We start from the raw sequence: 17,356 nt of genomic DNA on the forward strand, positions 1-17,356 counted from the left end.
TGTCCGTCGTGCCGGTTACGCGCTCGCGCGCGCCCGGCGGTAGAGCACGGCGCCCGCCAGGAGCGCGCCCGCGCCGACCGGGATCACCGCGCCGAGCGGCAGCTCACTGCCGGTGTGGGCGAGCTGCGCGGCGCTGTGCGGCTGGGAGACGGACTGCGTCCCGGGGTGGGCGGGGTACGCGGTGGACGGCGTTCCGGGCTGACCCGGGGTACCAGGAGTTCCGGGCCGGCCCGGGGTTCCGGGAGTTCCGGGAGTTCCGGGCTGGCCCGGAGTACCCGGCTGACCGGGGTGGCCAGGGTGACCCGGATGTCCGGGGTGACCGGGGTGACCCGGGTGCCCAGGCTGACCGGGAGGACAAGGCTCACCCGGGTGACCGGGGTGTCCCGGGTGGCCGGGCTGACCCGGATATCCGGGGTGCCCCGGGTGGCCGGGCTGACCCGGGTGACCGGGATGCCCGGGGTGACCAGGCTGACCCGGGTGACCGGGGTGACCCGGAGGAGGTGTCTGGTGGTCGCCGACGCCGTTCCCGCACGCGTTGCCCAGTGCCCCGTTGCCGATTCCGACCACGTTCACGCTGTTGCCGCAGACGTTGACCGGCACATCGATCGGTACCTGGACGTGGTTGCCCGAGCCGACCCCCGGGGAGCCGACCGCGTGTCCGCCGGCGTGCGCGCCCCCACCGCGAGCACCCCCGTAACCCCCTCCGTGACCGCCGGAGGACGCGCCGCCGCCCTGATTGACGCATGTGTTGCCGACCGCCGGGTTCAGCAACCCGACGACGTTCACGGTGTTTCCGCAGACATTGACCGGCACGTGCACCGGCGCCTGCACCGTGTTGCCCGACAGCACGCCGGGCGAGTTGGAACCGAAGCCGCTCGCACCCGAGTCGGCGTGCGCGTAGCCCCCGGTCGCGGCGAGCACGCCGGTCGCGGCCGCCACGGTCATCAGGCCCTTGCGGGTGACCTGTCGCATAGCTGTTTTCCCTGCCTTAGTCCTCGGCTTGGACCATCCGGAAAGCGCGCGCACCCATACCGGCGCGTGCGCGGAAGCCGGTCGGCCCCGGGGCGCGTGGCGCGCGCTCCGGGGCCGACCGCTCAGCCCCTCGTGAAGCCGGGCCCTCGCGGAGCCGGACGTCAGGGGGTGGGGCACAACGTCAGTTGTTGATGCAGGTGTTGCCGAAGGCGGGGTTCAGCAGCCCGATCACGGAGACCGTGTTGCCGCAAACGTTCACCGGGATGTGAACGGGCACCTGAATGACGTTGCCGGAAACGACGCCCGGGGAGTGCACAGCGGCACCCTGAGCACCCGAGTCGGCGACGGCCAGGCCCGCACCCGCGAGAACCAGACCACCAGTGGCAGCCGCAGCAGCGACGACCTTCTTGATCATTATTCCTCCTTGTTGGCAATGCGATCCCAGCTTCGGATCGCATCACCTGTAACGAGGAAGGAGTAATGGAGCTACGAGCTTATCGTCGGATTCACTCGTCCCGGGCGACCTCCGTACACACGGTCGATTGCGGGGGTCAACACGTCAGGACGCCTCGATGAACCGGTCGAGCACCCGCACACCGAACTGCAGCGCATCCACCGGCACCCGCTCGTCGACCCCGTGGAACATGCCCGCGAAGTCCAGCTCCGGCGGCAGCTTCAGCGGGGCGAAGCCGAAGCAGCGGATCCCGAGGTCGGCGAAGGACTTGGCGTCGGTGCCGGCCGAGAGCATGTACGGGACGGCGCGGGCGATCGGGTCCTCGGCGGACAGCGCGGTCTGCATGGCGTCGACCAGCGCGCCGTCGAAGGTGGTCTCCAGCGCCTTGTCCGCGTGCACGTCCTCGCGCCTGACCCGCGGGCCGAGGATCCGGTCCAGATCGGCCAGGAACTCCTCCTCGTACCCCGGCAGATAGCGCCCGTCGACGTGGGCGGTCGCCTGCCCGGGAATCACGTTGACCTTGTACCCGGCACCCAGCTGGGTCGGATTGGCGGTGTTCTGCAGAGAGGCGCCGATGAGCTTGGCGATGCCGCCGAGCTTGGCCAGCGTCTCGTCCATGTTCTCCGGGTCGAGCTCGGTGCCGAGCGCGTCGCCGAGCTCGTCGAGGAAGTGCCGCAGGGTCTTGGTCACCCGCACCGGAAACCTGTGCCGGCCCAGTCGGCCGACGGCCTCGGACAGCTCGGTGATGGCGTTGTCCCGGTGGATCATCGAACCGTGCCCGGCGGTGCCGTCCACGGTCAGCTTCATCCAGTGCATGCCCTTCTGCGCGGTCTCGACGAGATACAGCCGCAGCTTCTCGTTGACCGTGAAGGAGAACCCGCCGACCTCGCCGATCGCCTCCGTGACGCCCTCGAAGAGGTCCGGATGCTTGTCGACCAGGTGCCGGGCGCCCCAGGTGCCGCCGGCCTCCTCGTCCGCCAGGAAGGCGAGGACGATGTCACGGGGCGGCTTGCGGCCGGTGCGCAGCCGGTCCCGTACGACCGCCAGTGTCATGGCGTCCATGTCCTTCATGTCGACCGCGCCGCGGCCCCAGACCATCCCGTCGGCGATCTCGCCGGAGAACGGGTCGTGGGTCCAGTCCGCCGCGTTGGCCGGCACGACGTCCGTGTGCCCGTGGATGAGCAGCGCGGGGCGCGAGGGGTCCTCCCCCTCGATACGGGCCACCGTGGAGGCACGGCCCGGGTGGGACTCGAAGATCTGCGGTTCGAGCCCGACCTCGGCGAGCTTCTCGGCCACGTACTCCGCCGCCTTGCGCTCACCCGGCCCGGAGTGGTCGCCGTAGTTGCTGGTGTCGATCCGGATCAGCTCGCGACAGAGGTCCACGACCTCGTCCTCGCCGGAGACGCTCCTGGTCGTGTTCGACTCGCTCACGCTGCTTCCTCCCACTGTCACTGCTGGTGGTCCCCCCTCATCCTCTCCCCCACCCCCTGCCCGGCCCAAGGCCGGACCCGGTCCGTCACGCGCCGTTCACGCGGCGACGGGGTGTGATCGGGAGGCCCTCGAAAGCCTGGTAATGTTTCCTCTGTCGCCGCGAGGGAAACCCCGCGCGACAGACACCTTGTCCGGGTGGCGGAATGGCAGACGCGCTAGCTTGAGGTGCTAGTGCCCTTTATCGGGCGTGGGGGTTCAAGTCCCCCCTCGGACACACAGTGACGAGCGAGGGCCGCGACCATCAGGTCGTGGCCCTCGCTCGTTGTGTTCGCCGCGTCACGGACGGATGTGGGGCAGATCTCGTCAGGCTGACATACCCCCACGTCAGAGCGTCGCCCCCACGCCGGAATGATCGGTTCCGATGCATCGGGCGGCCTCCTCGCATGGCTGATGACCAGGCACGGGGCTAGCGTCGTACTAAAATTCCACGCTTGTTTGGAGCTGGACCGGAATATCCCCAGGCATACCTGCGGGCCCCCCAGCGCCCCGGACGCTCCGGGATCAACTCGTGAGGACCTGATGGCAGCCCTCGAGCAAGGCCCCGCTTTCGCACTGTTCGACGAGGAGGTGCGCGCGGAGTTCGGCGACCCGGCGCGCTTCTCCGCCTCCGGCGCCGCCTCTCCCCGCACCCTGGTCGACATCCTCGACGCCTCCGTCCGGGCGTACCCCGACGAGCCCGCCCTCGACGACGGACACCGCAGCCTCACCTACCGCGCCCTGTCCGTCGAGGTCGAGACCCTGCGCACGCGGCTGAGCGACGCCGGGGTGGGCCTCGGCGACCGCGTCGGCGTCCGCGTCCCCTCGGGCACGAACGATCTGTACGTCGCCGTCCTCGCCGTACTGGCGGCCGGCGCGGCCTACGTGCCGGTGGACGCCGAGGACCCCGACGAGCGGGCCGAGCTGGTCTTCGGCGAAGCCGGGGTGCGCGCGGTCGTCGGGGCCGGGCACCGGCTGACCGTCAACGGCGTCTCGGAGGTTCCCGCCGCGCGGCCCGGAGTCGATCACGACGCGTGGATCATCTTCACCTCCGGCTCCACCGGCCGGCCCAAGGGCGTGGCCGTCAGCCACCGCAGCGCCGCCGCCTTCGTCGACGCCGAGGCGGACCTCTTCCTCACCGAGGACCCGATCGGTCCCGGCGACCGGGTCATGGCGGGCCTCTCCGTCGCGTTCGACGCCTCCTGCGAGGAGATGTGGCTGGCCTGGCGGTACGGCGCCTGCCTGGTGCCGGTGCCGCGCTCCCAGGTCCGCAGCGGCGCCGACCTGGGGCCCTGGCTGGTCGAGCAGGAGATCACCGTCGTCTCCACCGTGCCCACCCTGGCCGCCCTCTGGGAGGCGGAGGCCCTCAACGAGGTCCGGCTGCTGATCTTCGGCGGGGAGGCCTGCCCGCCCGAGCTGGTGCAGCGTCTGGTGACCGAGGGCCGCGAGGTGTGGAACACCTACGGACCCACCGAGGCCACCGTCGTCGCCTGCGCCTCCCTTATGACCGGCGAGGAGCCCATCCGTATCGGCCTGCCCCTCAACGGCTGGGAGCTCGCCGTCGTCGACGAGGCCGGCGAGCCGGTCGCCATGGGCGACAGCGGCGAGCTGGTGATCGGCGGGGCCGGGCTCGCCCGCTATCTCGACGCCGAGAAGGACGCGGAGAAGTACGCGCCGCTGGAGTCGCTCGGCTGGCAGCGGGCCTACCGGAGCGGTGACCTGGTCAAGGCCGAACCCGAAGGACTGGTCTTCCTCGGGCGGGCCGACGAGCAGATCAAGCTGGGCGGCCGCCGGATCGAGCTGGGCGAGGTGGACGCGGCCCTGCAGTCCCTGCCGGGCGTCGCCGGCGCCGCGGCCGCCGTCCGCACCGCCCGCGGCGGCAACCAGCTCCTCGTCGGCTATGTCGTCACCGGGGACGACTGGGACCACGCGAGCGCCGTCGAGAAGCTGCGCGCCGCGCTGCCGGCCGCCCTCGTCCCGCTGCTCGCTCCCGTCGAGGACCTGCCGACCCGGACGTCCGGCAAGGTCGACCGCGCCGCGCTGCCCTGGCCGCTGGAGGGCCTGGAGACCGGCGGGGCGAAGGAACAGCTCTACGGCACCGAGGCCTGGCTCGCCGAGCAGTGGAGCGAGGTCCTCGGCATAGCCGTGGGCGGCGCCTCCGACGACTTCTTCGCGATCGGCGGCAGCAGTCTCGGCGCCGCCCAGCTCACCACCCGGCTGCGCGCCCGCTACCCGAGCGCCGCCGTGCTCGACATCTACCAGCAGCCCGTGCTGCGCAAGCTGGCCCGGCACCTGGAGAAGTCCGCGCAGGACGACGGCGCCGAGCGCGTCATCGCGCCCGTACCGCTGCGCGCCAAGGTCGTCCAGCTGCTCGTGCTCGTCCCGCTCTTCACCCTGCTCGGGCTGCGCTGGACCGTGGCGCTGGCCGCGCTCGGGAACGTGCTGCACTGGTTCGGCCCCTATCCCTGGGCGCCGGGCACCTCGTGGTGGCTCGTCGGCGCCGGGGCCCTCGTCCTGTTCAGCCCGCCGGGGCGGCTCGCGATCGCGGCGGGCGGGGCCCGGCTGCTGATGCGCGGCGTCAGGCCCGGCCGTCATCCGCGCGGCGGCAGCGTGCACCTGCGGCTGTGGACGGCCGAGCGGCTGGCCGAGTTCAGCGGCGCGACCTCGCTGACCGGTTCCTGGCTGGAGCGGTACGCACGCGCCCTGGGCGCCAAGGTCGGCACGGACGTGGATCTGCACTCGCTGCCGCCCGTGACCGGCCTGCTCAAGCTGGGCCGGGGTGCCGCCGTCGAGTCCGAGGTGGACCTGTCGGGGCACTGGCTGGACGGTGACCGCCTGGAGATCGGCGCGGTGAAGGTGGGCGCGCACGCCGTCGTCGGCACCCGCAGCATCCTCTTCCCGGGGGCGCGGGTCGGCAAGCGGGCCGAGGTGGCGCCCGGCTCGGCCGTCGCCGGACAGGTCCCCACCGGGCAGCGCTGGGCCGGAGCGCCCGCCGTGAAGCTCGGGAAGGCGAAGCGCGCGTGGCCCAAGGAGCGCCCGCGCCGGGGCACGTACTGGCGCGCGATGTACGGCGCGACGGGTTTCGCGCTCACCGCGCTGCCGCTGCTCGGCGGCCTGGCCGCGCTTCTCGTGGCGAGCCGGTTCGTCACGCCGGACGCCGGTCTCGGCGAGGCCCTGCGGGGCGCCGCGGTCGCGCTGGTGCCGGCCACGCTCGCCTTCGGGCTCACGTACGCGCTGCTGATCATGGTCGGCGTACGGCTGCTCAGCCTCGGACTGCGTGAGGGCACGTACCCGACGCACAGCCGGGTCGGCTGGCAGACCTGGACGGTCACCCAGCTGATGGACCGGTCCCGCGACACGCTGTTCCCGCTGTACGCCGGACTGATCACACCGGTGTGGCTGCGGCTGCTCGGGATGAAGATCGGCCGGGGCGCCGAGGTCTCCACCGTGCTGGCGCTGCCGAGCCTGACCACCGTCGGCGAGGGCGCCTTCCTCGCGGACGACACCCTGACCGCGCCGTACGAGCTCGGCGGCGGCTGGATGCGCATCGGGCGGGCCGAGATCGGGCGCCGCGCGTTCCTCGGCAACTCCGGGATGACCGCGCCGGGCCGCAGCGTGCCGGAAGGCGGTCTGGTCGGCGTGCTCTCCGCGACCCCGAAGAAGGCCAAGAAGGGCAGCTCCTACCTCGGACTGCCGCCGGTGAAGCTGCCGCGCGCGACGCAGGACGGCGACCAGAGCCGTACCTACGAGCCGCCCGCGCGGCTGCTGTGGGCCCGCGGTCTGGTGGAGCTGTGCAGGATCGTGCCGGTGTTCTGCTCGGCCGCGCTGGCCGTGCTCACCGTCGCCGCGCTCAGCGCGCTCGGGGCCTGGGCCTGGGCGCTGAGCGGAGTGGTGCTGCTCGCCGCGGGCGCCGCCGCCGCGGTGCTCTCCATCGTCGCGAAGTGGCTGCTGGTGGGCCGGCACCGGGCCGGCGAGCACCCGCTGTGGAGCGGGTTCGTGTGGCGCAACGAGCTGGCGGACACGTTCGTCGAGGTGGTGGCCGTGCCGTGGCTGGCCGGATCCGTGCCCGGTACGCCGTTGATGACCGCGTGGCTGCGCGGCCTGGGCGCCCGGATCGGCAAGGGCACCTGGATCGAGAGTTACTGGCTGCCCGAGACGGATCTCGTCACCCTGGAGGACGCCTCCACGGTCAACCGCGGCTGTGTGCTGCAGACCCACCTCTTCCACGACCGGATCTTGCGGACGGATAATGTGGTCCTCCGTGAGGGCGCCACCCTGGGCCCGGGCGGAATCGTCCTTCCCGGCAGCACAGTCGGGGCGCGCAGCACACTGGGACCCGCGTCGCTCGTCATGGCGGCGGAATCCGTTCCCGACGACACCCGCTGGCTGGGCAACCCGATCGAGGCATGGCGTTCCTAGGCGCGGCCCGTACGGCGTCCGGGGACGGTGCACCGGCACGTCGTACGAGCACAGCGCAGGGAGCACACGCAGCAGTGAGCGTTCAGCAGACAGTGGGATCGGACCCGTACTTCCCGGCCAACGGTGATCCCCGCTACCGGGTGCACCGGTACGAGCTCGCGCTGGACTACCGCCCCGGCCCGAACCGGCTCTCCGGCACCGCGCGGATCAACGCGATAGCCGGCCGGGGCGCGCTCGCGGAGTTCCAGCTCAACCTGGCCGACTTCCGGATCGGCCGGATCCGGGTCGACGGCAAGGCGCCGCACTACACGCACCGGGGCGGCAAGCTGCGGGTCCGCCCGGCGAAGCCGATCCGGGCCGGGGCCGCCTTCACCGTGGAGGTGCACTGGGCGGGCAACCCCAAGCCGGTGAACAGCCCCTGGGGCGGGCTCGGCTGGGAGGAGCTGGAGGACGGGGCGCTGGTGGCGAGCCAGCCGGTGGGCGCGCCGTCCTGGTATCCGTGCAACGACCGGCCGGCCGACAAGGCCTCGTACCAGATCTCGGTCACGACGCCGTCGGCGTACACGGTGGTGGCGGGCGGCAGACTGCTGACCCGTACGACGAAGGCGTCGACCACCACCTGGGTGTACGAGCAGGCGGCGCCGACGTCCAGCTATCTGGTCGGGCTGTCGATCGGGAAGTACCAGACGGTGCTGCTGGGCGACCCGGGGCTCGGTGGTGTGCCGCAGTCCGGGCATCTGCCCGCGGATCTGCTCGCCGAGTTCTCCCGCGACTTCGCGCGGCAGCCCGCGATGATGGAGCTGTTCGAGGAGCTCTTCGGGCCGTATCCGTTCGGGGAGTACGCCGTGGTGGTGACGGAGGAGGAGCTCGACGTCCCGGTGGAGGCGCAGGGACTGTCGCTGTTCGGCGCGAACCACGTGGACGGGTCGCGCGGTTTGGAGCGGCTGGTCGCGCACGAGCTGGCGCACCAGTGGTTCGGCAACAGTGTCTCCATCACGGACTGGCGGCACATCTGGCTGAACGAGGGGTTCGCGAAGTACGCGGAGTGGCTGTGGTCGGAGCGGTCGGGCGGCCGCACGGCACAGCAACTGGCCGCGGTGGCGCACCGGAAGCTCGCCGTGCGGCCGCAGGACCTGGTGCTGTCCGACCCGGGCCGCAAGCTGATGTTCGACGACCGGCTGTACGAGCGCGGCGGGCTCACCCTGCACGCCCTGCGCTGCGCGATGGGCGACACGGCCTTCTTCCGCATGCTGCGCGGGTGGGCCGCCCTGCACCGGGGTGGCGCCGTCAGCACGGCGGCGTTCCTCGCGCATGTCGCCCGGTACGCGGCGGAGCCGCTGGACGACCTCTTCGGGGCGTGGCTGCACACGCCGAAGCTGCCGCCCCTGCCCGTCCTGACGGCACCGCTTCCGGCGCGGCCCACGTACCCGCCGACGAACGCGGACTCGGCGTAGGGCGGATCGACCCCACCGGCCCCACCGGCCCCACCGGACGCCGTGGGGGCGCCGCACGTCGCCGCCTCCGCGTCCGCCCCCGCCCGCCCGCCGGTCCGACGCGCGGGCGGGGGCGGACGCGGCCTGGGGGACAATGGCGGCCATGACCAGTCGTACCTGTCCGTGCGGGCTGCCCGAGCCGTACGCGAAGTGCTGTGGGCGCTTCCACCGTGGTGAGGCCGCCGCGCCGACCGCCGAGGCGCTGATGCGGTCGCGGTACAGCGCGTTCGTCCAGCGGGACGAGGGGTATCTGCTGCGGACCTGGCATCCGCGGACGCGGCCGCCCCGGGTGGAGTTCGACCCCGGGACCAGGTGGACGGGTCTGGAGATCCTCGGGACGGGTCAGGGGTCGGCCTTCCACGCCACGGGGACCGTGACGTTCCGGGCGTCCTACCGGGGCGGCTCACTGCACGAGCGGAGCCGTTTCGAGCGGGTCGACGGCGCCTGGGTCTACGTGGACGGCGAGTTCGCCGAGTAGTCCCGGCAGGTCACGGCCGTGGGGCGGTCACGGCGCCAGGATGTCGAGTTCCTGGAGGGCGCCGACCGTGATCTCGCGGGTGAGCTCCTCGGCGCGGGCGGCGTCACCCCCGCGGACCGCCTCCGCGACCTGGACGTGCAGGGTGACGGCGGCGGGGTCGGGGTCCTCGAACATGATCTCGTGGTGGGTACGGCCCGCCAGCACCTCCGCCACGACGTCGCCGAGGCGCGCGAACATCTCGTTGCCCGACGCGTTGAGGATCACCCGGTGGAAGGCGACGTCGTGGACGAGATACCCCTCCAGCTGGTGACCGCGTGAGGTGGCGACCATGCCGAGGGCGCACTCGGTGAGTTCGGCGCACTGCGCGGCGGTGGCGTGCCGGGCGGCCAGTCCCGCCGCGACGGGTTCGAGGGCGGAGCGCAGCACGGTGAGCGAGCGCAGCTGGTGGGGGCGGTCGGCGCCGGCCAGCCGCCACCGGATGACCTGCGGATCGTAGACGTTCCACTCGACCTTGGGACGGACGGTCACACCGACCCGGCGGCGCGACTCCACCAGGTGCATGGACTCCAGCACCCTGACCGCCTCGCGCATCACGGACCGTGACACCTCGAAGCGCTGGGCCAGCTCGTCGGTGCGCAGCACGCTCCCCGGGGGGTACTCGCCGGCGGTGATGGCCGGTCCGAGGGAGTCCAGTACCTGTCCGTGCAGCCCCCGGCCCCGTGTGCTCATGGGGTCAGGGTACGAGGCCGAGCTCACGGATAAAAAGTCAGACTTATATGTCACACGTACTTGAATTAGTCGTACCTAATAGGTTTCAGTGTCGTCGACATCAGATGTCGACGAAGACGGTGAGGCAGCGATGAGCACCCCCCATGTCGTCGTGGTCATGGGCGTCGCAGGGACCGGAAAGACCACAATCGGTCCCCTGCTCGCGGCCCGGCTCGGCGTTCCGTACGCCGAGGGCGACGACTTCCACCCCCAGGCCAACATCGCCAAGATGACGGCCGGGACCCCCCTGAGCGACGAGGACCGGTGGCCGTGGCTGGACGCCATCGGCCGCTGGGCGCACGAGCGCGAGGGACTCGGCGGGGTCGTCAGCAGTTCGGCGCTCAAGCGCGGCTACCGCGACCGGCTGCGGGCCGCGGCACCCGGGATCGTCTTCGTGCATCTGACCGGTGACCGCGCGCTCATCGAAAACCGGATGTCGCACCGTCAGGGGCACTTCATGCCGACGGCGCTGCTGGACTCGCAGTTCGCCACCCTCCAGCCGCTGGAAGCCGACGAGGCGGGCGTCCGCGTGGACGTCTCCGGCGGCCCCGACGAGATCACCGAACGGGCCGTGGCCGCGCTCCGGTCCCTCGACCAGCCCTCGCAGTAACCCCACCTGTCCGAAGACCTTTCTCAGAGCAAGGGAAAACCGTGACCAGACTCAGCGTCGAGATGCTGGCAGCGGACGCCGTCGAGCCGATCACCTCCGCGGGCCATGCCCAGCTGGGGGTCGCCGTGCTGGCGGGCATCGCCGTCATCGTCCTGCTGATCACCCAGTTCAAGCTGCACGCCTTTCTGGCCCTGACCATCGGCTCGCTCGCGCTCGGCGCGGTCGCCGGGGCGCCGCTCGACAAGGTGATCGTCAGCTTCACCACCGGCCTCGGCTCCACCGTCGCCGGTGTGGGCGTCCTGATCGCCCTGGGCGCGATACTCGGCAAGCTGCTCGCCGACTCGGGCGGAGCCGACCAGATCGTCGACACGATCCTTGCCAAGGCGGGCGGCCGCGCCATGCCGTGGGCGATGGTGCTGATCGCCTCCGTGATCGGACTGCCGCTGTTCTTCGAGGTCGGCATCGTGCTGCTGATCCCGGTCGTCCTGATGGTCGCCAAGCGCGGCAACTACTCCCTGATGCGCATCGGCATCCCGGCGCTGGCCGGCCTGTCCGTGATGCACGGCCTGATCCCGCCGCACCCCGGCCCGCTGGTCGCGATCGACGCAGTCAAGGCCAACCTCGGCGTCACGCTCGCGCTCGGGGTCCTGGTCGCCATCCCGACGGTGATCATCGCGGGCCCGGTCTTCTCCCGGTACGCGGCCCGCTGGGTGGACGTACCGGCCCCCGACCGCATGATCCCCGCCCGCGCCTCCGAGGAGCTGGAGAAGCGCCCCGGCTTCGGCGCCACCCTCGCCACCATGCTGCTGCCGGTCGTGCTGATGCTGTCCAAGGCGCTGGTCGACATCGTCGTGGACGACCCCGCGCACAAGGTGCAGCGCGTCTTCGACGTCATCGGCTCGCCGCTGGTCGCGCTGCTGGCGGCCGTGCTCGTGGGCATGTTCACGCTGGGCCGGGCGGCCGGTTTCACCAAGGACCGCCTTTCCACCACGGTGGAGAAGTCCCTCGCGCCGATCGCGGGCATCCTGCTGATCGTGGGTGCGGGCGGCGGCTTCAAGCAGACGCTGATCGACTGCGGTGTGGGCCAGATGATCCTGGACATCTCCAAGGACTGGTCGATCCCCGCGCTGCTGCTCGCCTGGCTGATCGCGGTGGCCATCCGGCTCGCGACCGGTTCGGCGACCGTCGCCACCATCTCGGCGGCCGGCCTGGTCGCCCCCCTCGCCGCCGACATGTCGACCGCGCACACCTCGCTCCTGGTCCTGGCGATCGGCGCCGGCTCGCTCTTCTTCAGCCATGTCAACGACGCCGGTTTCTGGCTGGTCAAGGAGTACTTCGGGCTGAGCGTCGGCCAGACGGTCAAGACCTGGTCGGTGATGGAGACGATCATCTCCGTGGTGGCCGGCGGACTGGTCCTCCTGCTGTCACTCGTGATCTAGGGGTACGGGGATGGGTCACCCTCTGTTCGACATCAGCGGCCGTACGGCCCTGGTCACCGGCTCCAGCCGCGGCATCGGACTCGCACTCGCCCGCGGGCTCCTGGAAGCGGGCTGCACGGTCGTCCTCAACGGACGCGACGCCGACCGCCTCGACCAGGCCGCCGCCGAACTGCCCGGCGACGTGCGCACGGCGGTGTTCGACGTCACCGACGGCCCCTCGGTGGCCGCCGGCATCGCGGACGTCGAACAGCGGGTGAGTCCCCTCGACATCCTGGTCAACAACGCGGGCATGCAGGTGCGGGCCCCGCTGCTGGAGTTCACGGACGCGGACTGGCACCGGATCCTGGACACCAACCTCACGAGCGCGTTCCTGGTCGGCCGGGAGGCCGCGCGCCGGATGACCGGACGTGGCCACGGCAAGATCATCAACATCTGCTCGCTGCAGAGCGAGGTCGCGCGTCCGGGCATCGCCCCGTACGCGGCCACCAAGGGCGCGCTGAAGATGCTCACCAAGGGCATGTGCGCGGACTGGGGGCCGCACGGGGTACAGGTGAACGGACTGGGTCCCGGATACATCGAGACCGAACTGACCCGGCCCCTCGTCGAGGACGAGGAGTTCAGCGCCTGGGTGCGGCGGCGCACCCCGGCCGGGCGGTGGGGCCGTACCGAGGACCTGGTCGGCGGCCTGCTCTTCCTCGCCTCGCCGGCGGCGGACTTCGTCGGCGGGCAGGTGCTGTACGTCGACGGCGGCATGACGAGTGTGCTCTGAGAGGTCCGAGAGGGATTCCGGAAGGGATACGGCGATGCTCGGTTGTGTGATCCACGCGCAGGGCGGTCTGCGGGTCGAGGAGCTGCCCGTGCCGTCCGCCGGGCCCGGGCAGGCGCTGGTCGCCGTCCGGTACGGCGGGATCTGCGGGTCCGATCTGCACTACTGGCGGCACGGCGGCGTCGGGGACTTCCGCCTGCGGGAGCCGATGGTGCCGGGCCACGAGATCGTCGCAACGGTGGTGTCGTACGGCGCCGGGGCCTCGGGCCCGGCACCCGGTACGGCCGTCGCCGTGCACCCGGCGACGGCGTGCGGAACGTGCCCCGAGTGCGCCGACGGGCGGGCGAACGTGTGCCGGGACACCCGCTACCTGGGCAGCGCGGCGCGTACGCCGCACGTCCAGGGCGGGTTCTCGGCCCTGCTGGCGGTACCCGCCGCGCAGCTGCGGGCGCTGCCCGCGGGACTCGACCCGCGGCGGGCCGCGCTCGCCGAGCCGCTGTCGGTCGCCCTGCACGCCGTGCGCCGGGCCGGGGAGGTGCGGGACCGGCATGTGCTGGTCACCGGGGCCGGGCCGATCGGCTGCCTCGTGGTGGCCGCCGCGAGAGCCGCGGGCGCGGCACGGGTGACGGTCACCGATCCGCTGGCACGGGCTCTGGAGTACGCGTCCCGGGCCGGGGCCGACACCCTCGTACGGGCCGACGACCGGGCCGATCCCGGGTGGCCCGCGGAGACCGACGTGGCCGTCGAGGCGTCCGGGGTGGCCGCGGGGCTGGACACGTGTCTGCGCCTCGTACGGCGCGGCGGGGTCGTGGTCCAGCTCGGCATGCTGCCGCCCGGGAGCAGCCCGTTCGCGGGGAACCTGCTGGTGAGTCGCGAGATCGAGCTGCGGGGCGCGTTCCGTTTCCACGCGGAGTTCGACGAGGCGCTGGCACTGCTCGCCGCCGAGCCCCGATTCGACGCGCTGATCAGCGCGGTCGTGCCGCTGGCGGACGCCGAGTCGGCGTTCGCGCTGGCGGCCGACCGCAGCCGCTCGTGCAAGGTGTTGCTGGACTTCGGGGAGCAGGCCCTGCGGGAGCTGTAGGCGCTGATGCCGGTCGCAGTCGAACCCGGTGGGACCGTTGCCGGCCGAGGTCGGAGTGTCTGGGGCAGGGCCCGTCTGACCAGTGCCTGTCGGGGCAGGTGCCTGTCCCGGCTAGTGCCTGTCGGGGCCAGGGCCCGTCGGGGCTGAGGCCTGTCGGGGCTCATGCCTGTCGTCGGGCCGCCACAGCGGGTGTTCCCGCTCCGCCCAGTCCCGGCTCACCGTGCCGGTGCGCATCCCCCGCCGGGCCTCCGGGTCACCGAGGGCCATCCCGATGTGGCCGCCGAGGACGATGCCGATCGTCAGGGCCAGCCAGTCGTGGACGAAGGTCGCCGAGGTCCGCCACATCAGCGGGGTGAGGTGCGTGAACCACATGAGCAGCCCGGTGGCGAGCATGACCAGACTCGCGCCCGCGATCCAGGCCGCGTAGGTCTTCTGGCCCGCGTTGAACTTGGCCGCCGGCCGGGAGGAGCGGAGCGGGTCCCGCCGCAGGGCCGCACGCATCCACCGGCGGTCGTGCGGACCCCAGCGGTTCAGCCGGCCCAGGTCCGCGCGGAAGGCCCGGGAGGCCAGGCCCGCCAGGACCGGCACCGGAAGCAGCAGGCCCGCGAACTCGTGGACCCTGACGACGAGTTCACGGCGGCCCACCAGCTCGGCGAAGAACGGGAGGTACAGGCACGCCGCCGTCGCCACACACACGCCCATCAGCAGGGCCGTCAGGCGGTGCACCCAGCGTTCCGCCCGGCTGAAGCGGTGTACGCGCGCCGTGGGCGCCGAGACGGCCGGGGTGTCGTCAACTCGTGGGTGCATCGTCGCGTCCGTTCGAACGGCCGACCCATGCGTCCACGTCGTAGCCCCGGTCCTCCCAGTACCCGGGACGCACGTCCTCGGTGACGGTGATGCCGGAGAGCCACTTGGCGGACTTGTAGAAGTACATGGGGGCGACGTAGAGGCGGACCGGGCCGCCGTGGTCGTGGCCGAGGGCCTTGTCCTGCATCCGGTGGGCCACCAGGACGTCGGGGCGCCGGGCCTGCCGCAGCGTGAGGCTCTCCGTGTACGCCCCGTCGAAGCAGGTGAACCGGATCGCGCGGGCCGTGGGGCGTACGCCCGCCGCGTCGAGGATCTGCGAGAGGCGCACCCCTTCGAAGGGCGTGCCCGGCACCCGCCAGCCCGTGACGCACTGCACGTCGTGGACGAGCCGGGTCTGGGGCAGTGCCTTGAGGTCGGCCAGGGTGTAGCTGCGGGGGCGGTCGACCAGGCCGTCGATGGTGAGGCGGTAGTCCGCGGGGCCCTTGTGCGGGACGGAGGAGGTCACGGAGTAGTAGCGGAAGCCGCCGCCGTTGGGGAGCAGGCCGGTCAGACCCGTGGGGTCGCCGGCGAAGAGCGACTCGAGACCGCGCTGGAGCGGGGGCGCGGTCAGCACGCCGAGTGCGCCGAGTCCGAGGGTGCCGAGCAGGAGCCGGCGGCCGATGGGCGTGCCGGGCTCGTCCGGGCGCTCCGGTTCCCGTTCAGCGGGCCGCTCCGGCGAGCGCGCCGGTGGGGCCTGCGAGGTACGCGCCCGCGGCCGGTCCTGTCCCTGCTCTCGGGAATGTTCAGGGTTCACACACCCATACGAGCACCCGCGACCCCCTTCAGGCCAGCGGCAGCGGGTGCCCGTCAGAATTCCGTCATCACTTTCTCAGCTTTCTCAGACACCGACGGGCGTCCGGGACGCGCCGCGGGCCTGCCCGCTCCACGGCGTCTCCTCGCCTCTCGGCGCCTCCACGCGACTCCTCAGGCCCCGGACCCGGAGTCGGCCCCGGACCTGGAGTCCGCCGCCTTGTCCAGCTGGAAGGCCTCGTTGCCGAGTCCGATCCTGGCGTGTGCCTCGGGGGCGCGGGAACGCAGCACCAGACCCTGGACCAGGCCGACGACCAGGGCGACCGCGACGAGGGCGGGCAGCAGCCGGCTCAGTACGGAGTCCGGGCCGGTGCCGACCAGGACGTCGAAGTCCTTCACGGTGTAGCCCGCGATCACGAGCAGGGCGAGACCCGAGACGGCCGCGGTGACCAGGCGCCAGGCCTGGGCCCGTGCGGCGCCTCGTCGGACGAAGAAGACGATGACGGAGAGAGAGGCCGCCGCCATCAGCAGGATGACGCCGAGCGCGCCGACGTTGCCGCCCCAGGTGAACAGGTGCAGCACGGGCGCGGTCGGGTCGCCGGTCGGCTTGTCGTCGGTCACGGCGAAGGCGGCCAGAACGATCACGGAGACGGCGGTCTGCAGGAGCGAGCCGGTGCCGGGGGCGCCGCTGGCTCCGGTGGTCCGGCCGAAGGCCTTGGGCAGCAGCCCCTCGCGGCCCATGGCGAAGGCGTACCGCGCGACGACGTTGTGGAAACTGAGCAGCGCCGCGAACATACCGGTCACGAAAAGCACGTGCAGGACGTCCGTGAAGGTGCCCCCGAGGCGGGACTCGGTGAGGAAGAACAGCAGTCCCGCGCTCTGCTTCCGGGAGGCGTCGACGATCCCGGAGGGTCCCGTGGCGACGGTCAGCGCCCAGGAGCTGATCGCGAAGAAGACGGCGACGAAGCCGATCGCCAGGAACATCACCCGGGGGACGAGGATGTGCGGGCGGCTCGTCTCCTCCGCGTACACCGGCGCCTGTTCGAAGCCGGTGAAGGCGGCGATGCAGAAGCACAGCGCGGTGCCGACCCCGGCCCCGGTGAGGGTGTCGGGGTTGAAGGCGTGCAGCGAGAGCCCCTGCTTCGCGGGATCGGCGACGGCCGCGACGTCGAAGACGACGACGAGCGCCACCTCGACGATCAGCAGGACGCCGAGCACCCGCGCGTTGACGTCGACCTTCAGCCAGGCGAGCGCGCCGACGACCAGCACGGCCACCAGGGCAGGTATCCACCAGGCCATGTCGACGTCGAGGTAGGTGGAGAACAGCCTGGACACCTCGAAACCGAAGATGCCGTAGATGCCGACCTGGAGCGTGCTGTAGGCGAGCAGCGCGACCGCGGCGGCGCCCGCGCCGGCGGTGCCGCCGAGACCGCGGGCGACGTAGGCGTAGAAGGCGCCCGCGTTGTGGACGTGGCGGCTCATCTCGGCGTACCCGACGCTGAAGAGCACCAGCACCACGCCGAGGATGACGAAGAGCAGTGGCTGTCCGACGATGCCCATCACCGCGAATGTGGTGGGCATGACACCCGCGACCACCATGAGGGGGGCCGTCGCGGCGAGGACGGACAGGAGCAGCCCGCCGGTGCCCAGCCGGTTGGCCTTCAGGGCGCGGTCCTGCCCCTTGAAGGTGCTGATGCCGCCGTCGGCCGCGGCAGGTCTTCCCGTGTTCGCACTGCTCGATGTGCTCGAACTGCCCGTCGTCATCGCGGGGTCGTCCTTTCGGATGTCCGGTGGTCCGGTTCTCTGGAGCGGT

At 72.1% G+C, this 17,356-nt stretch carries 14 protein-coding genes and 1 tRNA gene; 8 read left to right on the forward strand and 7 right to left on the reverse strand.

Annotated elements, in window-relative coordinates; translation table 11 throughout:
• Positions 1–15: 15 nt before the first annotated feature.
• The 3 genes from OHB41_RS12195 to OHB41_RS12205 all read right to left on the reverse strand — a co-directional run bounded on the left by OHB41_RS12195 (position 16) and on the right by OHB41_RS12205 (position 2,857).
• Positions 16–972, reverse strand: a complete 957-nt coding sequence (locus OHB41_RS12195; protein ID WP_266697927.1) for a chaplin — start codon at positions 970–972, stop codon at positions 16–18.
• A 181-nt stretch (positions 973–1,153) separates the two neighbouring features.
• Positions 1,154–1,387, reverse strand: coding sequence for a chaplin ChpH (gene chpH / locus OHB41_RS12200; protein WP_266697929.1), 234 nt, complete (start codon positions 1,385–1,387; stop codon positions 1,154–1,156).
• Between the two features lie 144 nt (positions 1,388–1,531).
• On the reverse strand, positions 1,532–2,857 hold the full coding sequence (locus OHB41_RS12205; RefSeq protein WP_266697930.1) for a M20/M25/M40 family metallo-hydrolase: 1,326 nt from the start codon (positions 2,855–2,857) through the stop codon (positions 1,532–1,534).
• A gap of 189 nt (positions 2,858–3,046) precedes the next feature.
• Here OHB41_RS12205 and OHB41_RS12210 point away from each other — a divergent pair.
• The 4 genes from OHB41_RS12210 to OHB41_RS12225 all read left to right on the forward strand — a co-directional run bounded on the left by OHB41_RS12210 (position 3,047) and on the right by OHB41_RS12225 (position 9,283).
• Positions 3,047–3,131: transfer RNA gene (locus tag OHB41_RS12210), tRNA-Leu, on the forward strand.
• Between the two features lie 305 nt (positions 3,132–3,436).
• Positions 3,437–7,312 (forward strand): Pls/PosA family non-ribosomal peptide synthetase, encoded by a 3,876-nt coding sequence (locus tag OHB41_RS12215; protein ID WP_266697931.1) that lies wholly within the window; start codon positions 3,437–3,439, stop codon positions 7,310–7,312.
• 74 nt (positions 7,313–7,386) lie between these two features.
• Positions 7,387–8,766: a M1 family metallopeptidase gene (locus OHB41_RS12220; RefSeq protein WP_266697932.1), complete on the forward strand. Its 1,380-nt coding sequence runs from the start codon at positions 7,387–7,389 to the stop codon at positions 8,764–8,766.
• A gap of 142 nt (positions 8,767–8,908) precedes the next feature.
• The gene (locus OHB41_RS12225; RefSeq protein ID WP_266697933.1) at positions 8,909–9,283 is read left to right on the forward strand and encodes a YchJ family protein; all 375 of its coding nucleotides are present in this window, start codon (positions 8,909–8,911) and stop codon (positions 9,281–9,283) included.
• A 27-nt stretch (positions 9,284–9,310) separates the two neighbouring features.
• Here OHB41_RS12225 and OHB41_RS12230 read toward each other — a convergent pair whose 3' ends face one another.
• The gene (locus OHB41_RS12230) at positions 9,311–10,012 is read right to left on the reverse strand and encodes a FadR/GntR family transcriptional regulator (RefSeq protein ID WP_266697934.1); all 702 of its coding nucleotides are present in this window, start codon (positions 10,010–10,012) and stop codon (positions 9,311–9,313) included.
• A gap of 130 nt (positions 10,013–10,142) precedes the next feature.
• Here OHB41_RS12230 and OHB41_RS12235 point away from each other — a divergent pair, with 130 nt between their 5' ends.
• Genes OHB41_RS12235 through OHB41_RS12250 form a run of 4 tightly spaced genes read left to right on the forward strand, consistent with a single transcriptional unit; the run spans position 10,143 to position 13,947 of the window.
• A complete protein-coding gene (locus OHB41_RS12235; RefSeq protein ID WP_266697935.1) occupies positions 10,143–10,661 on the forward strand; it encodes a gluconokinase in 519 nt (172 codons plus the stop codon).
• 41 nt (positions 10,662–10,702) lie between these two features.
• Complete coding sequence (locus OHB41_RS12240) at positions 10,703–12,100, forward strand: GntT/GntP/DsdX family permease (protein ID WP_266697936.1); 1,398 nt, start codon at positions 10,703–10,705, stop codon at positions 12,098–12,100.
• Positions 12,101–12,110: 10 nt separating this feature from the next.
• Positions 12,111–12,869, forward strand: coding sequence for an SDR family oxidoreductase (locus OHB41_RS12245; RefSeq protein WP_266697937.1), 759 nt, complete (start codon positions 12,111–12,113; stop codon positions 12,867–12,869).
• A gap of 34 nt (positions 12,870–12,903) precedes the next feature.
• A complete protein-coding gene (locus OHB41_RS12250; RefSeq protein WP_266697939.1) occupies positions 12,904–13,947 on the forward strand; it encodes an L-idonate 5-dehydrogenase in 1,044 nt (347 codons plus the stop codon).
• Between the two features lie 111 nt (positions 13,948–14,058).
• Here OHB41_RS12250 and OHB41_RS12255 read toward each other — a convergent pair whose 3' ends face one another.
• The 3 genes from OHB41_RS12255 to OHB41_RS12265 all read right to left on the reverse strand — a co-directional run bounded on the left by OHB41_RS12255 (position 14,059) and on the right by OHB41_RS12265 (position 17,307).
• Positions 14,059–14,754, reverse strand: coding sequence for a cytochrome b/b6 domain-containing protein (locus OHB41_RS12255; RefSeq protein WP_266697940.1), 696 nt, complete (start codon positions 14,752–14,754; stop codon positions 14,059–14,061).
• Positions 14,738–15,415, reverse strand: a complete 678-nt coding sequence (locus OHB41_RS12260; protein WP_266705809.1) for a molybdopterin-dependent oxidoreductase — start codon at positions 15,413–15,415, stop codon at positions 14,738–14,740. Before OHB41_RS12260 ends, OHB41_RS12255 begins: the two co-directional genes overlap by 17 nt.
• A gap of 302 nt (positions 15,416–15,717) precedes the next feature.
• The gene (locus OHB41_RS12265; RefSeq protein WP_266697941.1) at positions 15,718–17,307 is read right to left on the reverse strand and encodes an APC family permease; all 1,590 of its coding nucleotides are present in this window, start codon (positions 17,305–17,307) and stop codon (positions 15,718–15,720) included.
• Between the last annotated feature and the right edge of the window lie 49 nt (positions 17,308–17,356).

It is taken from the genome of Streptomyces sp. NBC_01571 (assembly GCF_026339875.1).
Classification (GTDB): domain Bacteria; phylum Actinomycetota; class Actinomycetes; order Streptomycetales; family Streptomycetaceae; genus Streptomyces.

Excerpts from the sequence above, each read along its gene's own strand:
- OHB41_RS12195 (WP_266697927.1), bottom strand. The coding sequence starts at position 972 with ATGCGACAGGTCACCCGCAAGGGCCTGATGACCGTGGCGGCCGCGACC.
- chpH (WP_266697929.1), bottom strand. The coding sequence starts at position 1,387 with ATGATCAAGAAGGTCGTCGCTGCTGCGGCTGCCACTGGTGGTCTGGTT.
- OHB41_RS12215 (WP_266697931.1), top strand. The coding sequence starts at position 3,437 with ATGGCAGCCCTCGAGCAAGGCCCCGCTTTCGCACTGTTCGACGAGGAG.
- OHB41_RS12225 (WP_266697933.1), top strand. The coding sequence starts at position 8,909 with ATGACCAGTCGTACCTGTCCGTGCGGGCTGCCCGAGCCGTACGCGAAG.
- OHB41_RS12230 (WP_266697934.1), bottom strand. The coding sequence starts at position 10,012 with ATGAGCACACGGGGCCGGGGGCTGCACGGACAGGTACTGGACTCCCTC.
- OHB41_RS12235 (WP_266697935.1), top strand. The coding sequence starts at position 10,143 with ATGAGCACCCCCCATGTCGTCGTGGTCATGGGCGTCGCAGGGACCGGA.
- OHB41_RS12245 (WP_266697937.1), top strand. The coding sequence starts at position 12,111 with ATGGGTCACCCTCTGTTCGACATCAGCGGCCGTACGGCCCTGGTCACC.
- OHB41_RS12250 (WP_266697939.1), top strand. The coding sequence starts at position 12,904 with ATGCTCGGTTGTGTGATCCACGCGCAGGGCGGTCTGCGGGTCGAGGAG.
- OHB41_RS12255 (WP_266697940.1), bottom strand. The coding sequence starts at position 14,754 with ATGCACCCACGAGTTGACGACACCCCGGCCGTCTCGGCGCCCACGGCG.
- OHB41_RS12265 (WP_266697941.1), bottom strand. The coding sequence starts at position 17,307 with ATGACGACGGGCAGTTCGAGCACATCGAGCAGTGCGAACACGGGAAGA.